This window comes from Paralcaligenes ginsengisoli (assembly GCF_054781135.1).
This window is the reverse complement of sequence record NZ_BAAGUZ010000004.1, coordinates 20334-36578: the sequence shown is the minus strand read 5'-3', so window position 1 is coordinate 36578 and position 16245 is coordinate 20334. Positions and strand designations below refer to the sequence as shown.

The window sequence follows — 16245 nt, the reverse complement described above, 5'->3', positions numbered from 1 at the left end:
GTGGAAATTGGAGGGTGATATGTGTTCCCCACGCGAGTGGGGATGAACCGCATGGGGTCTGGACATATGGGGTCGAATTGTCGTGTTCCCCACGCGAGTGGGGATGAACCGGTACGCAGCGTCGCGTCGTCCATGCCGCCGAAGTGTTCCCCACGCGAGTGGGGATGAACCGGAACGGCATGCCACACGACGATATCTCGGCACGTGTTCCCCACGCGAGTGGGGATGAACCGGCGTAACCACCATTCTGCGCAGCGAGCAGGTTGTGTTCCCCACGCGAGTGGGGATGAACCGCCGGCTGCATGACCATGCGTCGGCGCGTAACAGTGTTCCCCACGCGAGTGGGGATGAACCGTCGATCAGCTTGTTCAGTTGCGCACGGCACTCGTGTTCCCCACGCGAGTGGGGATGAACCGTCATTCGATGGCCTGGGCGCTTTGCCAGCGTGGGTGTTCCCCACGCGAGTGGGGATGAACCCTGAAACCAAATTTTTAGAAAAATGGCAGCCGCGTGTTCCCCACGCGAGTGGGGATGAACCGGTACCGACAATAACAAGCAGGCCACAAATGATGTGTTCCCCACGCGAGTGGGGATGAACCGGCGGCCACAGAGCGCGCAATTGCCGATGCCGCGTGTTCCCCACGCGAGTGGGGATGAACCGGTATTCGGATGCTTGCTATAGTCGGTAAATAAGTGTTCCCCACGCGAGTGGGGATGAACCGATGCGTGAGGTTTGGGCGAGAGAGTTTGCGGAGTGTTCCCCACGCGAGTGGGGATGAACCGATGCCCCGGATCGGCAAAATCGCGGTTGATGTGTGTTCCCCACGCGAGTGGGGATGAACCGCGCTCGCGGCTGCGCCTGCCGGCGATTGCTCGGTGTTCCCCACGCGAGTGGGGATGAACCGACGATAGTTTCTTCGCCTTCATCTGCGGGTTGGTGTTCCCCACGCGAGTGGGGATGAACCGTGCTTGTTTTGAATGCGGCCCAAGCGCATGGCGTGTTCCCCACGCGAGTGGGGATGAACCGCGCCGTGCCCCAAAGAAACGACCGGGCCATAAGTGTTCCCCACGCGAGTGGGGATGAACCGTTACCTCACCCCAAACACGAGCTGGAGAACACGTGTTCCCCACGCGAGTGGGGATGAACCGCATGTGCCAGTAATTGGCGACTCGCTCAAACGCGTGTTCCCCACGCGAGTGGGGATGAACCGCCTATATGGGTGTATCGCCGCCGAGCTCTGTGGTGTTCCCCACGCGAGTGGGGATGAACCTCTACAGTGAAAATTCCCCAATGGCAATAACGCGTGTTCCCCACGCGAGTGGGGATGAACCGCAATGCAAGTTTGGTGGCCGAGCCTATTTGAGGTGTTCCCCACGCGAGTGGGGATGAACCGTTGAACGGGCGTTGTGTAGGGCGACACGCCGTGTGTTCCCCACGCGAGTGGGGATGAACCGACAACCAACCGCCTACGCCCACGAGATCGGGAGTGTTCCCCACGCGAGTGGGGATGAACCGGTTGAGGTGATATGGAACTGGGAGTTGGCGGCGTGTTCCCCACGCGAGTGGGGATGAACCGTGCGAATGCAGGGCTCGTTGATCATCCACCTGGTGTTCCCCACGCGAGTGGGGATGAACCGGAATGCCGACACTAAATGAGTATGATTCTCGGGTGTTCCCCACGCGAGTGGGGATGAACCGGCTGGCAGCCTGATGTGTATTGAACGAGAAATGTGTTCCCCACGCGAGTGGGGATGAACCGATTGGCACGTTCCCGAGGCCCTCTTCCATGGGGTGTTCCCCACGCGAGTGGGGATGAACCGAGATGACTGCTGGGTGGTTACGACAATGAATGGTGTTCCCCACGCGAGTGGGGATGAACCGCCAATAGCTGCTCAGTCGGGCGCTATCACCAGGTGTTCCCCACGCGAGTGGGGATGAACCGTAGTTACCCTATAGGATCACTTGAGTCCGCGCCCGTGTTCCCCACGCGAGTGGGGATGAACCGCCGACATGGCGGACTACATGGAAACCATGCGGGTGTTCCCCACGCGAGTGGGGATGAACCGTGATCCTCGCCTTTCTTGGACTTCTTCCAAACGTGTTCCCCACGCGAGTGGGGATGAACCGTCCAGTAACGGGCCTTTTTGAATCGATGAGGGGTGTTCCCCACGCGAGTGGGGATGAACCGTCCAACTGGATAAAACCCGTTGGCCGCCGGGGGTGTTCCCCACGCGAGTGGGGATGAACCGGGATCGATAGCGATAGATACAGCGTTGATCCCGTGTTCCCCACGCGAGTGGGGATGAACCGTCGGTTCCGATCCGGTGCGGCCGCTTTGGCTGGTGTTCCCCACGCGAGTGGGGATGAACCGATGGGGTGGCTGTTTGTTATTGGCTTGGGAATGTGTTCCCCACGCGAGTGGGGATGAACCGCATTGGGAATTAGCCGAGCCACGATCTTTAATGTGTTCCCCACGCGAGTGGGGATGAACCGCGGACGGAGCCATCCTGACGATAGGCGATGGTGTGTTCCCCACGCGAGTGGGGATGAACCGCTGAATCTCGCCAGTATCGAAATCCAGTAATCGTGTTCCCCACGCGAGTGGGGATGAACCGACGCGCTCGGCTGCGCCATGGCTCTCCTGAACGTGTTCCCCACGCGAGTGGGGATGAACCAGTACCGTTTTCCACCAAAACGAGACGCTTGATGTGTTCCCCACGCGAGTGGGGATGAACCGCTTATTGGGGACGTGGATGCGACCGACATTGCGTGTTCCCCACGCGAGTGGGGATGAACCGTAGCCGTACTGTGTGGCCCCAGCATAGGTTTGGTGTTCCCCACGCGAGTGGGGATGAACCGAGTCGGGTAGGCACATTACCCCTGTGTCAGTGGTGTTCCCCACGCGAGTGGGGATGAACCGGGGTATTAGGTGCGAAATTCCGGATCGCTTGGGTGTTCCCCACGCGAGTGGGGATGAACCGCGATCAAGCAAGAGGCCCGTACAGGCCAGCACGTGTTCCCCACGCGAGTGGGGATGAACCGAAAAACTGCCGAGGCGGGTGGCTCGACGGGCGTGTTCCCCACGCGAGTGGGGATGAACCGCCGATTAAGCGTTCGGGCGTATCGACCAGGGCGTGTTCCCCACGCGAGTGGGGATGAACCGGCACCGATGGCTCGCAGCCGCGATAAGAAAGGGTGTTCCCCACGCGAGTGGGGATGAACCGACTATAACCGGATCGCATTCAAGTCGCTGATGGTGTTCCCCACGCGAGTGGGGATGAACCGCCCGCTACGGCAGCCAAATGGATTTGCTGCGCGTGTTCCCCACGCGAGTGGGGATGAACCGTCCGATACGCTCATCAATCATCCTATGCGCGGGTGTTCCCCACGCGAGTGGGGATGAACCGCGGGGCCCGCTACGAATGGGCAGGCGGCCTGCGTGTTCCCCACGCGAGTGGGGATGAACCGTTTTCCATAAATGTCGATAGCGCCTGAAGCATTGTGTTCCCCACGCGAGTGGGGATGAACCGAATGGGCGCGCGCGAACCTCGATAACCTTCCGGTGTTCCCCACGCGAGTGGGGATGAACCGTATTTTATTGTCCGGATTTAATTTTAAATAACGTGTTCCCCACGCGAGTGGGGATGAACCGCATTCGCATTGGTTCTGGCTGGCACATCGAGCGTGTTCCCCTCGCGAGTGGGGATGAATCGATCATGGGGTCGATCTTCATCCGTTTATCGTTGGCGTTGGGAGTACCCCATGGCTATTTCCAGATCATCCGAGGCAGGGCCACATAAGCTATAGTCTAACCACTCCCCCCTCACCAACCTCACAAGGCTCTCCACAGCATGGCCGTACTCTCCATTGATAACCCTTTCCTTGAATGGATGGGCGTAACCTTATCCGCCTGGTCGCCGGGCTATGCCGAGATGCGGCTATCTACTTCGCCTTCGCTGGGCAATCGCACGGGCCGGGTTCAAGGGGGCGTGATTTGTACGCTTCTGGATGCCGCGGCGGGGTACAGCGGTTTATATTCAGATCCGGGCGAGCCTCCGCTGCACAGTGTTTCCCTGTCCCTGACGACGAACTTTATCGATAGCGGGGATGGCTCGGTGCTGGTGGCCAAGGGCTACGTCGAGCGCAAGGGGCGCAGTATTTATTTTGCGCGCGGCGAGGTGTGGCTGGATGGGTCCCGCTTGCTGGCTACGGCCGTGGGCACGTTCAAGTACAGGTCGGCGGCCTAGGTTTTTCCACCGCTTAGATGAGCTTGGGGCAGAACCGTGTGCCGCGCATGATTTTCACGTTCTGCTCGACAAAGGTTCCGCGATTGGTCTGCTTGAATGCGTGCCAGGCTGGGTCGGCGTCCAGTGCCGCGCGGCGCCGTTCGCGGTCCGCCAGGTCGTCGTAGACCCAGATGTGCAGTACTTGGTTCAGCGGGCCGATTTCGCTGACGAAAAAGCCCAGCAGGCGGCCCAGGTGTTTGAGCTGCAGGGGCAGGGCGAATTCTTCGTAGCGGGCCAGGTAGCTGTCCATTTGGCCGTGGGCCACGGTGTAGGTGCGGTGTTCGAAAATCATGTCGGTGGGTTGTGATGCCAGGTGATTGGATAAGGTGTTGGAGCGCCGGTGGGCGATGCATCAGCCGGGCGGCGTGAGGATGCGGCCCGTGGTGAAAAAAGAATGGAGATTGTCGGCCACCAGTTGTTCCATGGCGGCGCGGGTTTCACGCGTTGATGCGGCAATGTGCGGCAGGGCGACGACGCGGTCGTTATTCAGCAGCCCGGGCGGCACCTGGGGTTCCTGGGCATACACATCCAGGCCGGCGCCCGCAATGCGGTTTTTCGCTATGGCTTCTACCAGTGCGTCTTCGTCGATCACGCTGCCTCGGGCAATATTGACAAGAAAACCTTGTGGGCCAAGGGCCTCCAGGACGGAGCCCGAAATCAGATGGCGTGTGTCGGCTCCGCCGCGGCAGGCGACGACCAGGAAGTCGGCCCAGCGGGCCAGCGCATGCAGGTCGGGTTCGTAACCGTAGGCGACGTCTGCTTGTTCATGCCTGCCGTAGTAGCGCACCTCCATGTCGAATCCGCTGGAGCGGCGGGCAATGGCGGCGCCGATGCGCCCCAGTCCGACTATGCCCAGGCGTTTTCCGCTGACGCGCGAGGCAAGGGGAAAGGCCTGGCTGGCCCAGCGCCCCGCCTGGACATGGCGGTCCGCGGCGACGAGTTGGCGCGCTGTGGCAAGGATCAGGCCGAATGCGCAGTCGGCGACGCAATCGTTGAGCACGTTGGGCGTGGTGCTGACCTGTACGTCGTATTGTGCGGCGGCGTTCAGGTCGATACCGTCGTAGCCGACGCCAAAGCAGGCCACCACACCGCCTTTCAGGCTGGCGAATATGTCGGTGGTGCAGCCGTGGCGCGACATGGTGACCCCGCCGGCGAACTGGCCGGCGTGTTCGGCAAGAAAGCCTGCGCGGTCGGCCTCTTTCCATAGAGGGTGCAAGCGGTATTGCGTTTGCAGCAGTTGTTCCAGCCCCGGAGGCAGCGGGCCGATTTGCAGGAGAGGTGTTTGCGTGTCCATCGGGCTCAAGGCTTGAAGTGCGTTCAATCGGTGTGGATATTGGCTTCTTTCAGCCAGGGAATCCAGTGGTCGAAATCGCGGTCCAGGCGGGCCTGGAAGCCGGCGGCGCCCTGTGGGTTGCTGAAGCCGGCGGCGGCGAGCTTGGCCGCGACATCGGGCTGGTGCACGACTTTGGCCAGGGCTTCCTCAAGATGCTTGCGGGTGGCGGCGGGTGTGCCGGCCGGCACCAGGATGCCGTACCAGTTGGTCATCTGCAGTTGCGGCATGCCGGCTTCGGCGGCCGTGGGGACATCGGGCAACAGGGGCGAGCGTTTCGTATCGTAGATGACGAGGCCTTTGATGCGGCCCTGCTTTATGTAGGGCAGCAGCACGGGGACATCGGCATTCACCAGGTCGACCGAGCCGCCCATCAGGCCGACCAGCGCGGGAGCCGCGCCGCGGTAGGGAATATGCACCAGGGGCACATTGGCCGCTTTTCTGAACAGCTCGGCGCCGATGTGCATGGTTCCGCCCACGCCGGTCGAGCCGTAATTGAGTCCTTTGGGCGTGGCCTTGGCTTTGGCGATCAGTTCGGCCAGTGTGTTGACGCCCAGCGATGGCCGAACCGCCAGCATGGTTTGCACTTCGCCCAGCAGATAGACCGGGTCGAGATCCTTGCGGGGGTTGTAGGGCAGGTGGCGTGTCGTACCTGCTGTAATGACCAGGCTCGAGGTGGTGAGGAGCAGCGTCTGCCCGTCGGCCGGTGATTTGGCCGCCAGATTGTCGCCGATGATGCCGCCGGCGCCGCCGCGATTATCGACGATGACGGTTTTGCCCAAGGCATCGCCCAGGCTGGGGGAAATGATGCGGGCTATCTGGTCTGTGGGACCGCCGGCCGAGAAGGGCACGATGATCTTGATGGTATCCGTGGCCTGGGCCGGGAGGTTGAAAAAGGCAGTGCAGGCTGCCAGCGCCGCACAGAAAGCGAGTTTACGCATGATGGTGGGTCTCCGGTTTTTCAAGTTTGTGATTTTTTTCAGCCCGCGAAACGCGGTTCGGGCAAGCCGCGTACGCCGACGTTCAGTGCCAGCAAGGCGCCGGCCAGGGGTTCCCGGGTTTGCTGTTCGGGAGTGAAGCGTTGCGAGTGGCTGGTGATGTAGAGCGTGTCGAGTCCGTCGCCCCCGAATGCCGGGCAGGTGGGGTTGGTGACGGGCAATTGGATCGTGCGGTCCACCCGGCCGTCCGGGGCAAGCCGTACCAGATGGCCGGTGGCGACCATGCAGTTCCAGACAAAGCCTTCGGCATCCACGGTTGCTCCGTCGGGACGGCCCAGTTGATGAGTCCAGTCCTTGAAGACGCGTCGATTGGAGATGGCGCCGTCATCGATGTCGTAGTCGAAGGCCCAGATGATCTGCCTGTGCGTGTCGGCGAAATACATGCTGCGGTCGTCCGGGCTCCATGACAGCGCATTGGGCAGCACGAAATCGTCGAGCATGGCGTGGCAACTGTGGTCGGGGTCGAGCCGGTAAAGCGTGCCCAGCGGTTCGCGTTGAACGTCGTGCATGCTGCCGACCCAGAAGCGGCCGCGCCGGTCGCACTTGCCGTCGTTCAGGCGCATGCCGGGCTTGCCTTCTTCGGGGTGGCCGATGCGTTCGGCCGCCTTGCCGCTGGCCGGGTCGTACAGGTACAGGCCCGTGCCGGTTGCCAGCACGAAGCCGCCCGCCTCGCGCAATGCAATCGACCCGGTCACCAGGTCGGGATGAAGGCGCTGCGCGGTGTGCTTGCCGGTGGCTGGGTCGTAGGATTGCAGCGCCGGGCGGCGCACGTCTATCCACCACAGGCGGCGCGTGCGGCCGCACCAGAGAGGAACTTCGCCGAGGATATCGGCGCTCTGCACCACGCAGTCGATGTCAATATTGGTTTCGATCGGCATTTTCGGTTTCCAGGAATTACTTGTATTTTGTGGCGGCCAGCGTCGCCAGGTCGATCCCGGCGGCGATGTCGGCTTTTTGACGGCTGTCGCCCGCGTCGATTTTTTCGGCTTCGGCAAGTACGGCATGCGCGTGGGCGTAGGGCACGAAGACGATGCCCGCCTCATCCGCGGCGACGAGATCGCCGGCGTCGACGCTGATGCCGGCGATGCGCACCCGGCCATTGATTTCCACGGTTTCCAGGCGCCATTTGCCGGTAATGGGGGTGACGCCGCGCGACCAGATCGGGAAGTCGCGCTCGCGCGAGGCGCCGGGGTCGCGAAACGACCCGTCGATGATGGCGCCCGCGCAGCCCGCCCGGTGCGCGACCGTGGCCGACTGGCCTCCCATGTTCGAGACGCCGGCAAGGCCTTCGATGACCACCACGTCGCCAGGCTCGGCCAGGTTATAGGCTTCGTGCTCGCCCATTTTCCCGATGCCGCTTGCGGCGGCATGTGCGGGGCTTTCGCTGCGCTCGACGTTTCGCACGGTCACGGCCTGGCCCACCAGGTGTTTTCGACTTAGCGTGGGCGCCAGCACGGATGCGGGAATCGCGCCGGCCATGCCCAATTTGTCCATGGCGTCGGAAAGGGTGCCGGTCAGGTCGTCGATGCGCGCATAGCGCTGCAGCAGCTCCGCCGGCAGGCGCGTCAGCGTCATGCGCCGGATTGCTTCCACCGGTACGCGGCCGGTCAGTTTTTTGGTGCTCATGTGCTTGGTCTGGTAATCTGTCTTTTTTATACTATCCTGTTATTTTGATTTTATCAATAATCCTGTTTAATGGGATTTTTAATAAAAACCCAATTTCAAGGATGGTTCCAAATCAATCCCGGAATGACGGCTTATGCCTTTACAATCCACAGCTGATTGGCTAACTACGCTCGTGACCTTGAACCCGAAAGACACTTCTTCCAGCCTCACCCGCGCGCTCGACATTCTGGGCATGTTTTCGGTTGCGACGCCGCTCGTGGCCGTCGAGGACATTACGGCGGCCCTGGGATACACGCGATCCACGGCCTACCGCTACATCAAGGAGCTGTCCGATGCCGGCCTGGTGACGCCGGCCTCCGCCGGGGCATACAGCCTTGGGCCGCGCATTATCGAACTGGAACGATTGGCGGCGCTGACCGATCCGCTCTATCGCGCCGGCCGGACCGTATTGAGCGAGCAGCATTGCGACAACAGCGCCTTGTTGTTGCACAGCCTGTATAACGACAAGGTGCTGTGCATCTACAAGGTAGGGCCCGATATGCTGGAGCATAACGGCCAGCGCCTTACCATGCGCCGGGCGCGGGGCATACCTTTTTCGCTGTTCCAGGGCGCGGCGTCGCTTGCCATGCTGCCTTATCTTTCGCAGCACCGCATCCGGCAAACCTATTTGCGCGACGAAGGCGAAATCAAGGCGGCCGGCCTGGGAACCAACTGGAACGAATTCCGCCGTAATATGGCCGCTATCCGCCGCGCCGGATTCGCGACCAGCCATGGGCAGATCACGCCGTTTGTCATGGGCGTGGCGGTGCCTATTCTTTTGCCCGACGACCAGCGCCTGATCGGAAGCCTTGCGCGCGCCTGTCCCGCCGCCGCCATGCCCAAAGCCCAGGAACCTGTCTGCGCCGAGGAACTGCACGAACTGAGCCGACGGATCGCGCTGGAGTATGCCAAGGTGGCGCATCGCTGATGCATGGTTCTGCAAGAGGCAAGGCCATCTATTGCTTTGCGTAGCGCCATTTCGGATATTTTCCGCCAGATGCCTATAATCAACTCACTTATCACCTAGGAAATACCATGACTATTTCTCTCTACGCAACCACGGTTCCCGTTTTCAAACAGATGCTAAGCGCGCTCGACGCTGTGCTGGGCAAGGCGGAAGCGCATATTGCCGCCAAGGGCATCGACCCGAACGCCTTGCTGCAGGCTCGGCTTTTCCCCGATATGTTCCCCTTGGTCAAACAAGTGCAGATTGCCGGCGATTTCGCCCGCGGGGCTTGTGCGCGCCTGGCCGGGGTGGATATACCCAAGTTCGAAGATACTGAAAAAACATTTTCCGAGCTTCATGCGCTGATCGGCAAGACCCTTGCCTTTGTCGAAGGGCTTACCGCCGCGCAGATCGATGGCAATGAAGAGCGCGAGATCGTTCTACGCCCTGGCACACCCAAGGAAAAGAGGTTTACCGGCCAGTCGTACCTGTTGACGTACAGCCTGCCGCAGTTTTTCTTTCACGTCACCGCGGCCTACGCGATTTTGCGGCACAACGGTGTCGAGATAGGCAAGCGCGACTACATGGGCCAGGCCTGACGCGGGGCGGCCAGCCCCGGCAAGCAAGCAGGAGTACGCAAAAATGACGCACGCGTTCAGCGATGTTGAATGGAAGGCCAGGGTCGATCTGGCGGCGTGTTACAGGCTCATGCCTTTATTCGGCATGAGCGATCTCATTTATAACCACATCACGGCGCGCATACCCGGGGCGGGCGATGAGATTCTCATCAATCCGTATGGCTTCATGTACGAAGAGATCACAGCCTCCAGCCTTATCAAGATCAATGTGCAGGGCGAGATACTGCATAATCCCCATGCCGATTATGAAATGAATCAGGCGGGCTACGTCATCCACAGCGCGGTGCATGGAGCAAGGCGCGATGTGGCCTGTGTCATTCATACCCACAGCCGGGCGGGGATGGCCGTGTCGGCGATGGAGGTCGGCCTGCTGCCTCTGACCCAGACGGCCATGCGCTTCAAGGATATCGCCTACCACGACTATGAAAGTGTGGCGATCGCTCTGGACGAGCAGTCCCGGCTGGTGGCCGATTTGGGCACGCAGGATGCGATGATATTAAGAAACCATGGCCTGCTGGTCGCGTCGCCCACAGTGGCCGAGGCATTCAACACCATGTACTGGCTGGAAATGGCCTGCCGGGCCCAGGTCGATGCGATGGCCTCGGGTACCGAGTTGATCATTCCATCCGAACAGGTGGTCAACAAGACGCATCATTTGTATTTGCCCACTACGCGCCGTCCGTTCGGAATCATGGAGTGGCCGGCCATGCTCCGTTATCTGGATCGCCGCGATCCGGGCTATAAAAATTGAACACTGATACGATGCCGGGCAGTACTTTTTCGGGCGCGGGCATGTATGTCGTCGATTCGAACGCTTAGAACCTTTCTGGCGGTGGTGCGCTACGGCACGTTCGCGGCGGCGGGGGCGGAAATAGGCCTGACCGCGGCGGCGGTCGGCTTGCAGATAAAGACGCTGGAACAGGCGCTCAATTGCGAATTATTCGTCCGGACCGGGCGCTCGGCCGTGCTCAGCCCCCAGGGCCAGGCAAAAGTCGCGGAAGTCCAGGCCATCGTCAGGGCTTACGATGCCTTGGCAAGCAGCCATGACGATGGCGAGCTGTCCGGGCCGGTTGCGGTGGGAGCCCTGGTGTCCGCGCTCATGGGGGCGTTTTCGGATGCCTTGAGGGCCATCAAGAAAAAGCATCCGGGCTTGAATGTAAAACTGTACGCCGGTTTGTCCAGCGAATTTGCCGACAAGGTGCAAAGGGGAGAGCTGGACGCCGCCGTTGTGACGCAATCTCCGGTGTTGTTAAGCTCGGAATTGATCTGGACGCCTCTTTACACGGAGCCCATGGTGTTGATCGTGCCCAGTCAATCACCGGAGGCGGTCGATTCTTCGCTCACACCCGATGAGGTGCTGGCGACGCTGCCGTTTCTGCGTTTCGACCGGCGTACCTGGACCGGCCAATTGGTGCAGAAGGTTCTGGAATCCTTTGCGGCCAAACCCAACGAAGAGATGGAACTCAATTCGATCGAGACGATTATTGAATTGGTCAGGCAAGGCTTTGGCGGCTCGATTGTTCCAAAGCTGGCCAATGTGGACTGGGCCAACGACCGGCGCTTGCGGGTCATTGAATTGCCCGATGTGCAAATATGCCGGCGCGTGGGATTGCTGGAACGGCAGAGTCACTTCAGGCTGAGCTTTACCAGCGAAATAAAGTCCTATTTCTCGGCCGCGGCGCAGATTCGGCCAGGCAAGTAAAAGCTTTATTGGGCAAAAGCCTTATTGCGCCACTCTGGGGCAATACTCGTAGTGCTGCGTGTCAAGATAAGACACGCGGCATTCGATGGGCTGGTTGTTATAGGAAAAGGCAATCCGGTGTATTTGCAGCAGTGCGGTGCCGGGCGCTATGCCAAGCAGCCTGGCCTGTTCTTCATCGGCCGGCGTTGCGCGCACGCGCTCGTCGATGCGGATGACGTTCAGGCCGAAGGCCTCTTGGTACAGGCTGTACAAGGTGCTGGGGCGGTTTCGCAACTGCGATTCGCTGAGCCCGGCGAACAGGGCTTCCGGCACAGTTATTTCATCCACCTGTACCGGCGCGTTGTTCAGCCTGAGCACGTTGGTCAGCTTGAAAACCTTGGCGCTGCTGGCGATACCCAGTTTCTCGCAAGTTTTTTTATCGGCCCTGGTTTTGGCAAACTGAACCAGCGCCACGTCGGGCGGGGCCTTTAGGCCGTCGTGGCGCACGACATTGAAAAAATGGAACAGATGCTGTTCGCGGCTGTGCATGGCCACAAAAGTGCCGCGGCCCTGGTGTCGGATCAGGATGTTTTCAGCGACCAGTTCGTCGATGGCTTTGCGCAAGGTGCCGATCGACACATCGAAGCGCTGGCTAAGCTGTTTTTCGGCAGGGATGACTTCGCCGGGTTTCCATTCCCCGGCCGACAGTCCGGCCAGCATCTGGCGCTTGACCAATTTGTATAAAGTCAGGCCGACGCTCGAAGACGGAGCATATTCACGCATGGTTTAGCACTATTTGTTTAATATGGGAAAGCGTCATTTTAATGACGAGGCCGGTTTTCCAGGATTATAGTAAAAAGCGTTCCACTGATACAAGTCATATAGTTGACATTGATGAATTCAGAACCTATCATGCAATCGACTATAACAATGCGCCGCGGCGTGTGCGGGGCGGGCGGATGGATCCCGTTATGAAGGGCACTGCCAGTGGGTAGCGTGGATCCGCGCTCGAGCAACAATAAACAAGAATCCAGAATTGGATGCGGAATCAGGAAGGTAGCATATCGGTTCCGGTAGACTTCAAAAGGCGTGTCGTGTGCGCCACCTAACGAAGCAAAAAAGGAGACAAAATGAAACTCGGAAAACTCGGATTGCCGCTTTTGCTGGGGGCCAGCTTGCTGGCTGGATCAAGCCCCAGCGCCATGGCTGAAATCAAGGTCGTCAGCATTGCGCAGCAGTATGGAATCAGCTATTTGCCATTGATGGTGATGCAGGAGAAACAGCTTCTGCGGAAAGAAGCCAAGGCGGCCGGCCTGGGCGACATCGAGGTGAAATGGGCCAAATTCGCCGGCGGCAATGTCATGAACGATGCCATATTGTCGGGCGATTTGCAGTTCGCATCGGGGGGCGTGGGGCCGTTCGTCACCTTGTGGTCCAAGACCGTCAAGAACGTTGGCGTCAAGGGCGTGTCGGCCATGAATTCCATGCCTTTGCTGCTGAACACCCGCAACCCTGACGTCAAGACAATCAAAGATTTCACCAGCAAAGACCGGATTGCGCTGCCGGCGGTCAAGGTTTCGATTCAGGCTATAACGCTGCAAATGGCGGCGGAAAAGGCCTTCGGTCCGGGCCAGCAAAACAAGCTGGATGCATTGACCGTGACCCAATCGCATCCGGATGGCATGGCGGCGCTGCTGTCGGGCAGCAGTGAAATCGACAGCCATTTCACGTCTCCGCCGTTCCAGTACATCGAACTGAGCAAGCCCGGGATTCATACCGTCTTGAATTCATACGATGTAACCGGGGGCCCGCATACGTTCAATATCGTCTGGGCAACCCAGAAATTCGCGGACGCCAATCCCAAGACCTATGCGGCCTTCGTCAAAGCGTTCGACGAGGCAATCGCTTTTATCAACCACGATAAAAAGGCCGCCGCCGAGCTGTACATCAAGGTCACCAAATCGAAAGAGCCGGTGGAATTTTTCGAAAAAATCCTGAACGATCCGAACGTCGAATTCACGACTACACCGAAAAACGTCATGAAATACGTCGATTTCATGTACCGAATCGGTTTCATCAAGGTCAAGCCTGCATCCTGGAAAGACATGTTCTTCCCCAATGTGCAGAATGCGCACGGCAGTTGAGGTTCTGCAGGGTTGTGCACCGCAAGCCGGGCCGTTTAACGGCGGTTTGGCTTGCGGGTGGAAGGCTATCAATAATAAAGAAAAAATTTATTTTTAACGAATAAATACTAGCTTTTCTTTTTGAATGGCGGCGCTAATAATAAAAGCTATTGGATTCGGCCTGGTCGATCATGCTTCGGCAATGCGATGGGGCCGGTTGCGGCGCCGCTGTATGCCAAAGGGAAATAGAGAGCTTTATGACTGACAATCTCAATGTGAAGGTCTGGCGCGGAAAGGAGCGAGGCAGTTTTGTGGCCTACGAGGTGCCGCGCCGCGAAAGCCAGACCGTCCTCGACGTCGTGACGTATATCCAGCGCCATCTGGATCACACTCTGAGTTATCGTTTCTCATGCCGCGTCGGCATGTGCGGTTCCTGCGCCATGACGGTCAACGGGGTTGCGCGCTGGACGTGCCGCACTCACGTCGCCAAGGTCGCAAGCAGCGGCGAACTGGAAATCGCGCCTCTGGCAAACCTGCCGGTCGTCAAGGATCTTGCCGCCGACATGAACGAGTTTTTCGACAAATGGGCGCGCGCCAAGGGGCAGTTCAAGGGTTCGAAGACGCGCCACGACGATTTCGCGCGGGTCGATCCGGCCTCCAAAGAGCGTGTTGCGGCCGATGCCGGCATGGAATGCATCGGTTGCGGCGTATGCTATTCGTCGTGCGATGTCGTCACCTGGCGGCCCGATTTCCTGGGCCCCGCGGCACTCAATCGCGCCTGGACGCTGGTCAACGATGCGCGCGACATGCAGCAGCATGAGCGTTTGCAGGCGGTGGCGGGCGATGCCGGCTGCCATTCCTGCCATACCCAGGGTTCCTGCACCGAGCGTTGTCCCAAGGGGCTTTCGCCAACCTTCAGCATTGCCGGCCTGAAAAAGCTTGCCGCCAAGGCGGCCATCCGGGGCGATCTATGACGACGGCCGCGCATCAAGCCAGGCGCTGGTATTGGCAGCGCATCAGCGCAATGGTGCTGGCTATTTGCGTGCTGGTCCACATTGGCGTGATTATCTATGCGGTGCGCGGCGGGCTTACCGCAGCCGAAATCCTCGGCCGCACACAGGGTAATTGGTGGGTAGGCGTGTTCTACGGCATTTTTGTGCTGGCCTGTACGGTGCATGTGCCGATCGGCCTGGCGAAAATTGCGGAAGAATGGCTGGCCTGGCCTCAAAAAACGGCCAATATGGTTTCCAATATTTTTGGCGTTGCAATCCTGTTCATGGGGTTTCTCGCCGTCTATGCGGTGCTTGCATCATGAAGCGCGGCAATGATTTCCGTTCGCGCAATCACCCGGCCTACTGGGCGTTCCTGGTTCATCGCATTTCGGGGCTGGTCCTGGGTTTGTTCCTGCCGGTGCATTTTTGGGCGCTAAGCCGGGCGATACACGGCCAAGCCGCGCTCGACGGATTCCTGAAGCTTACCGACAACGCCTTGTTCAAGTTCAGCGAATGGGGCGTGGTCGTTCTGTTGTCATTGCACATGATGGGTGGAATACGGCTCTTGCTGATCGAGTTCGGCGGGCAGCCGGGGCTGCGCAAAAACTGGATCGTCGGTGCCGGCGGTTTTGGCATTGCGGTCGGGCTCGCTTTTGCCCTGGCATTGATTGGATAAGTGCCGGCGCGCCGGATACTGAAGGAGATATCGTGAAAATTGATCTGTCGGCCGTTGAAGAAGCGGCGAAGGAACTGTACATTCGCGCCCTGAAGGTGCTGCCGCCCGATATCAAAGAGGGCTTCACCAGCTTGGCCGCAACTGAAACCGCGCCGGTTGCCCAGCGCATTCTCGGCACCATGATCACTAATATCAGCGTGGCCGAAGGCGCCAACAATTTGCTGTGCCAGGACACCGGCGTACCCATCTACAAGATAGCCATAGGCAGCAATGCGGAGGTGAACGGCTACGCGCTCAAACAGGCGATCCGCAAGGGGTGCGAGCGCGCCACGACCGAGCATCCGTTCCGCTCGTCCATTGTGCATCCGCTTACCCGCATCAACGACAATACGTCCTGTGGAATAGAGGTGCCGGTAATCAGCATCGATTTCGTCGATATCCCGGACTATCTGAAAATAACCATGATTCCCAAAGGCAGTGGTTCGGAAAACAATTCTTTCCTCAAGATGGCCATACCCGCCGAGGGAATCGACGCCATCAAGGCCTTTACGATCGATTGCGTTTTGGCGGCGGGCGGGAAAACCTGTCCGCCCACGATTGTCGGCGTCGGCGTGGGTGGCAGCTCCGACTTGTGCGTGGCGCTGGCCAAACGGGCCGCGACCCGGGCTCTGGGGAGCCATTGTTCAGATCCCGAAGGGGCCAAGCTCGAGCAGCAGCTGTCGGCCGCGGTGAATCAACTGGGCATCGGGCCGCAGGGCCTGGGGGGCGACTCCACGGCATTTGCCGTCCATATCGAACTGGCCTCCACGCACATTACGATGAACCCGGTGGCGGTCAATATGCAGTGCCATTCCGCCCGCAGGGCGACCGCCACTTTTTCGCCATCGGGCGTTTCTTACGGATTCTGAT

The 16245-nt window shown here is 59.7% G+C and carries 15 protein-coding genes, 1 pseudogene and 1 CRISPR repeat array (1 of these 17 cut by a window edge); of the genes and pseudogenes, 10 read left to right on the top strand and 6 right to left on the bottom strand.

Annotated elements, in window-relative coordinates; genetic code table 11:
- A CRISPR array of direct repeats spans nt 1-3714; the repeat unit is 29 nt; unit sequence GTGTTCCCCACGCGAGTGGGGATGAACCG; it reaches 162 nt to the left of the window's first position.
- A 138-nt stretch (nt 3715-3852) separates the two neighbouring features.
- Nucleotides 3853-4248, top strand: coding sequence for a PaaI family thioesterase (locus ACYVIS_RS03445; protein ID WP_460873273.1), 396 nt, complete (start codon nt 3853-3855; stop codon nt 4246-4248).
- Between the two features lie 13 nt (nt 4249-4261).
- On the opposite strand, the gene ACYVIS_RS03440 is transcribed toward ACYVIS_RS03445, so the two are convergent.
- Genes ACYVIS_RS03440 through ACYVIS_RS03420 form a run of 5 tightly spaced genes read right to left on the bottom strand, consistent with a single transcriptional unit; the run spans nt 4262 to nt 8241 of the window.
- Nucleotides 4262-4579 carry an NIPSNAP family protein gene (locus ACYVIS_RS03440; protein WP_232741312.1) on the bottom strand — a complete coding sequence of 106 codons (318 nt, stop codon included), beginning with the start codon at nt 4577-4579 and terminating at the stop codon, nt 4262-4264.
- A 60-nt stretch (nt 4580-4639) separates the two neighbouring features.
- The gene (locus tag ACYVIS_RS03435) at nt 4640-5581 is read right to left on the bottom strand and encodes a 2-hydroxyacid dehydrogenase (protein ID WP_460873272.1); all 942 of its coding nucleotides are present in this window, start codon (nt 5579-5581) and stop codon (nt 4640-4642) included.
- Nucleotides 5582-5604: 23 nt separating this feature from the next.
- On the bottom strand, nt 5605-6558 hold the full coding sequence (locus ACYVIS_RS03430; protein ID WP_232741310.1) for a Bug family tripartite tricarboxylate transporter substrate binding protein: 954 nt from the start codon (nt 6556-6558) through the stop codon (nt 5605-5607).
- Between the two features lie 38 nt (nt 6559-6596).
- A complete protein-coding gene (locus ACYVIS_RS03425; RefSeq protein WP_460873271.1) occupies nt 6597-7493 on the bottom strand; it encodes an SMP-30/gluconolactonase/LRE family protein in 897 nt (298 codons plus the stop codon).
- A gap of 16 nt (nt 7494-7509) precedes the next feature.
- Complete coding sequence (locus ACYVIS_RS03420) at nt 7510-8241, bottom strand: RraA family protein (RefSeq protein WP_460873270.1); 732 nt, start codon at nt 8239-8241, stop codon at nt 7510-7512.
- A gap of 133 nt (nt 8242-8374) precedes the next feature.
- Between ACYVIS_RS03420 and ACYVIS_RS03415 the strand changes: the two genes are divergently transcribed.
- The 4 genes and pseudogenes from ACYVIS_RS03415 (at nt 8375) to ACYVIS_RS03400 (ending at nt 11566) form a co-directional block, all read left to right on the top strand.
- Nucleotides 8375-9208: an IclR family transcriptional regulator gene (locus tag ACYVIS_RS03415; protein ID WP_232741307.1), complete on the top strand. Its 834-nt coding sequence runs from the start codon at nt 8375-8377 to the stop codon at nt 9206-9208.
- Between the two features lie 107 nt (nt 9209-9315).
- The gene (locus ACYVIS_RS03410) at nt 9316-9825 is read left to right on the top strand and encodes a DUF1993 domain-containing protein (RefSeq protein WP_232741306.1); all 510 of its coding nucleotides are present in this window, start codon (nt 9316-9318) and stop codon (nt 9823-9825) included.
- 37 nt (nt 9826-9862) lie between these two features.
- A pseudogene (locus tag ACYVIS_RS03405) lies at nt 9863-10615 on the top strand (class II aldolase/adducin family protein); the annotation flags it as partial.
- Nucleotides 10616-10660: 45 nt separating this feature from the next.
- Nucleotides 10661-11566: a LysR family transcriptional regulator gene (locus ACYVIS_RS03400; RefSeq protein ID WP_232741304.1), complete on the top strand. Its 906-nt coding sequence runs from the start codon at nt 10661-10663 to the stop codon at nt 11564-11566.
- A 21-nt stretch (nt 11567-11587) separates the two neighbouring features.
- On the opposite strand, the gene ACYVIS_RS03395 is transcribed toward ACYVIS_RS03400, so the two are convergent.
- Nucleotides 11588-12328, bottom strand: coding sequence for a GntR family transcriptional regulator (locus tag ACYVIS_RS03395; protein WP_460873269.1), 741 nt, complete (start codon nt 12326-12328; stop codon nt 11588-11590).
- Nucleotides 12329-12675: 347 nt separating this feature from the next.
- Here ACYVIS_RS03395 and ACYVIS_RS03390 point away from each other — a divergent pair, with 347 nt between their 5' ends.
- The 5 genes from ACYVIS_RS03390 (at nt 12676) to ACYVIS_RS03370 (ending at nt 16244) form a co-directional block, all read left to right on the top strand.
- Nucleotides 12676-13689, top strand: a complete 1014-nt coding sequence (locus tag ACYVIS_RS03390) for an ABC transporter substrate-binding protein (RefSeq protein ID WP_232741302.1) — start codon at nt 12676-12678, stop codon at nt 13687-13689.
- Between the two features lie 236 nt (nt 13690-13925).
- A complete protein-coding gene (locus ACYVIS_RS03385) occupies nt 13926-14642 on the top strand; it encodes a succinate dehydrogenase/fumarate reductase iron-sulfur subunit (protein ID WP_232741301.1) in 717 nt (238 codons plus the stop codon).
- Nucleotides 14639-14983 carry a succinate dehydrogenase/fumarate reductase transmembrane subunit gene (locus tag ACYVIS_RS03380; RefSeq protein WP_232741300.1) on the top strand — a complete coding sequence of 115 codons (345 nt, stop codon included), beginning with the start codon at nt 14639-14641 and terminating at the stop codon, nt 14981-14983. Before ACYVIS_RS03385 ends, ACYVIS_RS03380 begins: the two co-directional genes overlap by 4 nt.
- Nucleotides 14980-15336, top strand: a complete 357-nt coding sequence (gene sdhC, locus ACYVIS_RS03375; protein WP_460873268.1) for a succinate dehydrogenase, cytochrome b556 subunit — start codon at nt 14980-14982, stop codon at nt 15334-15336. The genes ACYVIS_RS03380 and sdhC overlap by 4 nt, the downstream gene beginning before the upstream one ends.
- 32 nt (nt 15337-15368) lie before the next feature.
- The gene (locus ACYVIS_RS03370; RefSeq protein WP_460873267.1) at nt 15369-16244 is read left to right on the top strand and encodes a fumarate hydratase; all 876 of its coding nucleotides are present in this window, start codon (nt 15369-15371) and stop codon (nt 16242-16244) included.
- The last annotated feature ends 1 nt before the right edge of the window (nt 16245 follow it).

What these genes read in the sequence shown, in the direction of transcription:
- sdhC (WP_460873268.1), top strand. Translation starts at nt 14,980, where the DNA reads ATGAAGCGCGGCAATGATTTCCGTTCGCGCAATCACCCGGCCTACTGG.
- ACYVIS_RS03380 (WP_232741300.1), top strand. Translation starts at nt 14,639, where the DNA reads ATGACGACGGCCGCGCATCAAGCCAGGCGCTGGTATTGGCAGCGCATC.
- ACYVIS_RS03400 (WP_232741304.1), top strand. Translation starts at nt 10,661, where the DNA reads ATGTCGTCGATTCGAACGCTTAGAACCTTTCTGGCGGTGGTGCGCTAC.
- ACYVIS_RS03420 (WP_460873270.1), bottom strand. Translation starts at nt 8,241, where the DNA reads ATGAGCACCAAAAAACTGACCGGCCGCGTACCGGTGGAAGCAATCCGG.
- ACYVIS_RS03430 (WP_232741310.1), bottom strand. Translation starts at nt 6,558, where the DNA reads ATGCGTAAACTCGCTTTCTGTGCGGCGCTGGCAGCCTGCACTGCCTTT.
- ACYVIS_RS03385 (WP_232741301.1), top strand. Translation starts at nt 13,926, where the DNA reads ATGACTGACAATCTCAATGTGAAGGTCTGGCGCGGAAAGGAGCGAGGC.
- ACYVIS_RS03410 (WP_232741306.1), top strand. Translation starts at nt 9,316, where the DNA reads ATGACTATTTCTCTCTACGCAACCACGGTTCCCGTTTTCAAACAGATG.
- ACYVIS_RS03440 (WP_232741312.1), bottom strand. Translation starts at nt 4,579, where the DNA reads ATGATTTTCGAACACCGCACCTACACCGTGGCCCACGGCCAAATGGAC.
- ACYVIS_RS03395 (WP_460873269.1), bottom strand. Translation starts at nt 12,328, where the DNA reads ATGCGTGAATATGCTCCGTCTTCGAGCGTCGGCCTGACTTTATACAAA.
- ACYVIS_RS03390 (WP_232741302.1), top strand. Translation starts at nt 12,676, where the DNA reads ATGAAACTCGGAAAACTCGGATTGCCGCTTTTGCTGGGGGCCAGCTTG.
- ACYVIS_RS03415 (WP_232741307.1), top strand. Translation starts at nt 8,375, where the DNA reads ATGCCTTTACAATCCACAGCTGATTGGCTAACTACGCTCGTGACCTTG.
- ACYVIS_RS03445 (WP_460873273.1), top strand. Translation starts at nt 3,853, where the DNA reads ATGGCCGTACTCTCCATTGATAACCCTTTCCTTGAATGGATGGGCGTA.
- ACYVIS_RS03425 (WP_460873271.1), bottom strand. Translation starts at nt 7,493, where the DNA reads ATGCCGATCGAAACCAATATTGACATCGACTGCGTGGTGCAGAGCGCC.
- ACYVIS_RS03435 (WP_460873272.1), bottom strand. Translation starts at nt 5,581, where the DNA reads ATGGACACGCAAACACCTCTCCTGCAAATCGGCCCGCTGCCTCCGGGG.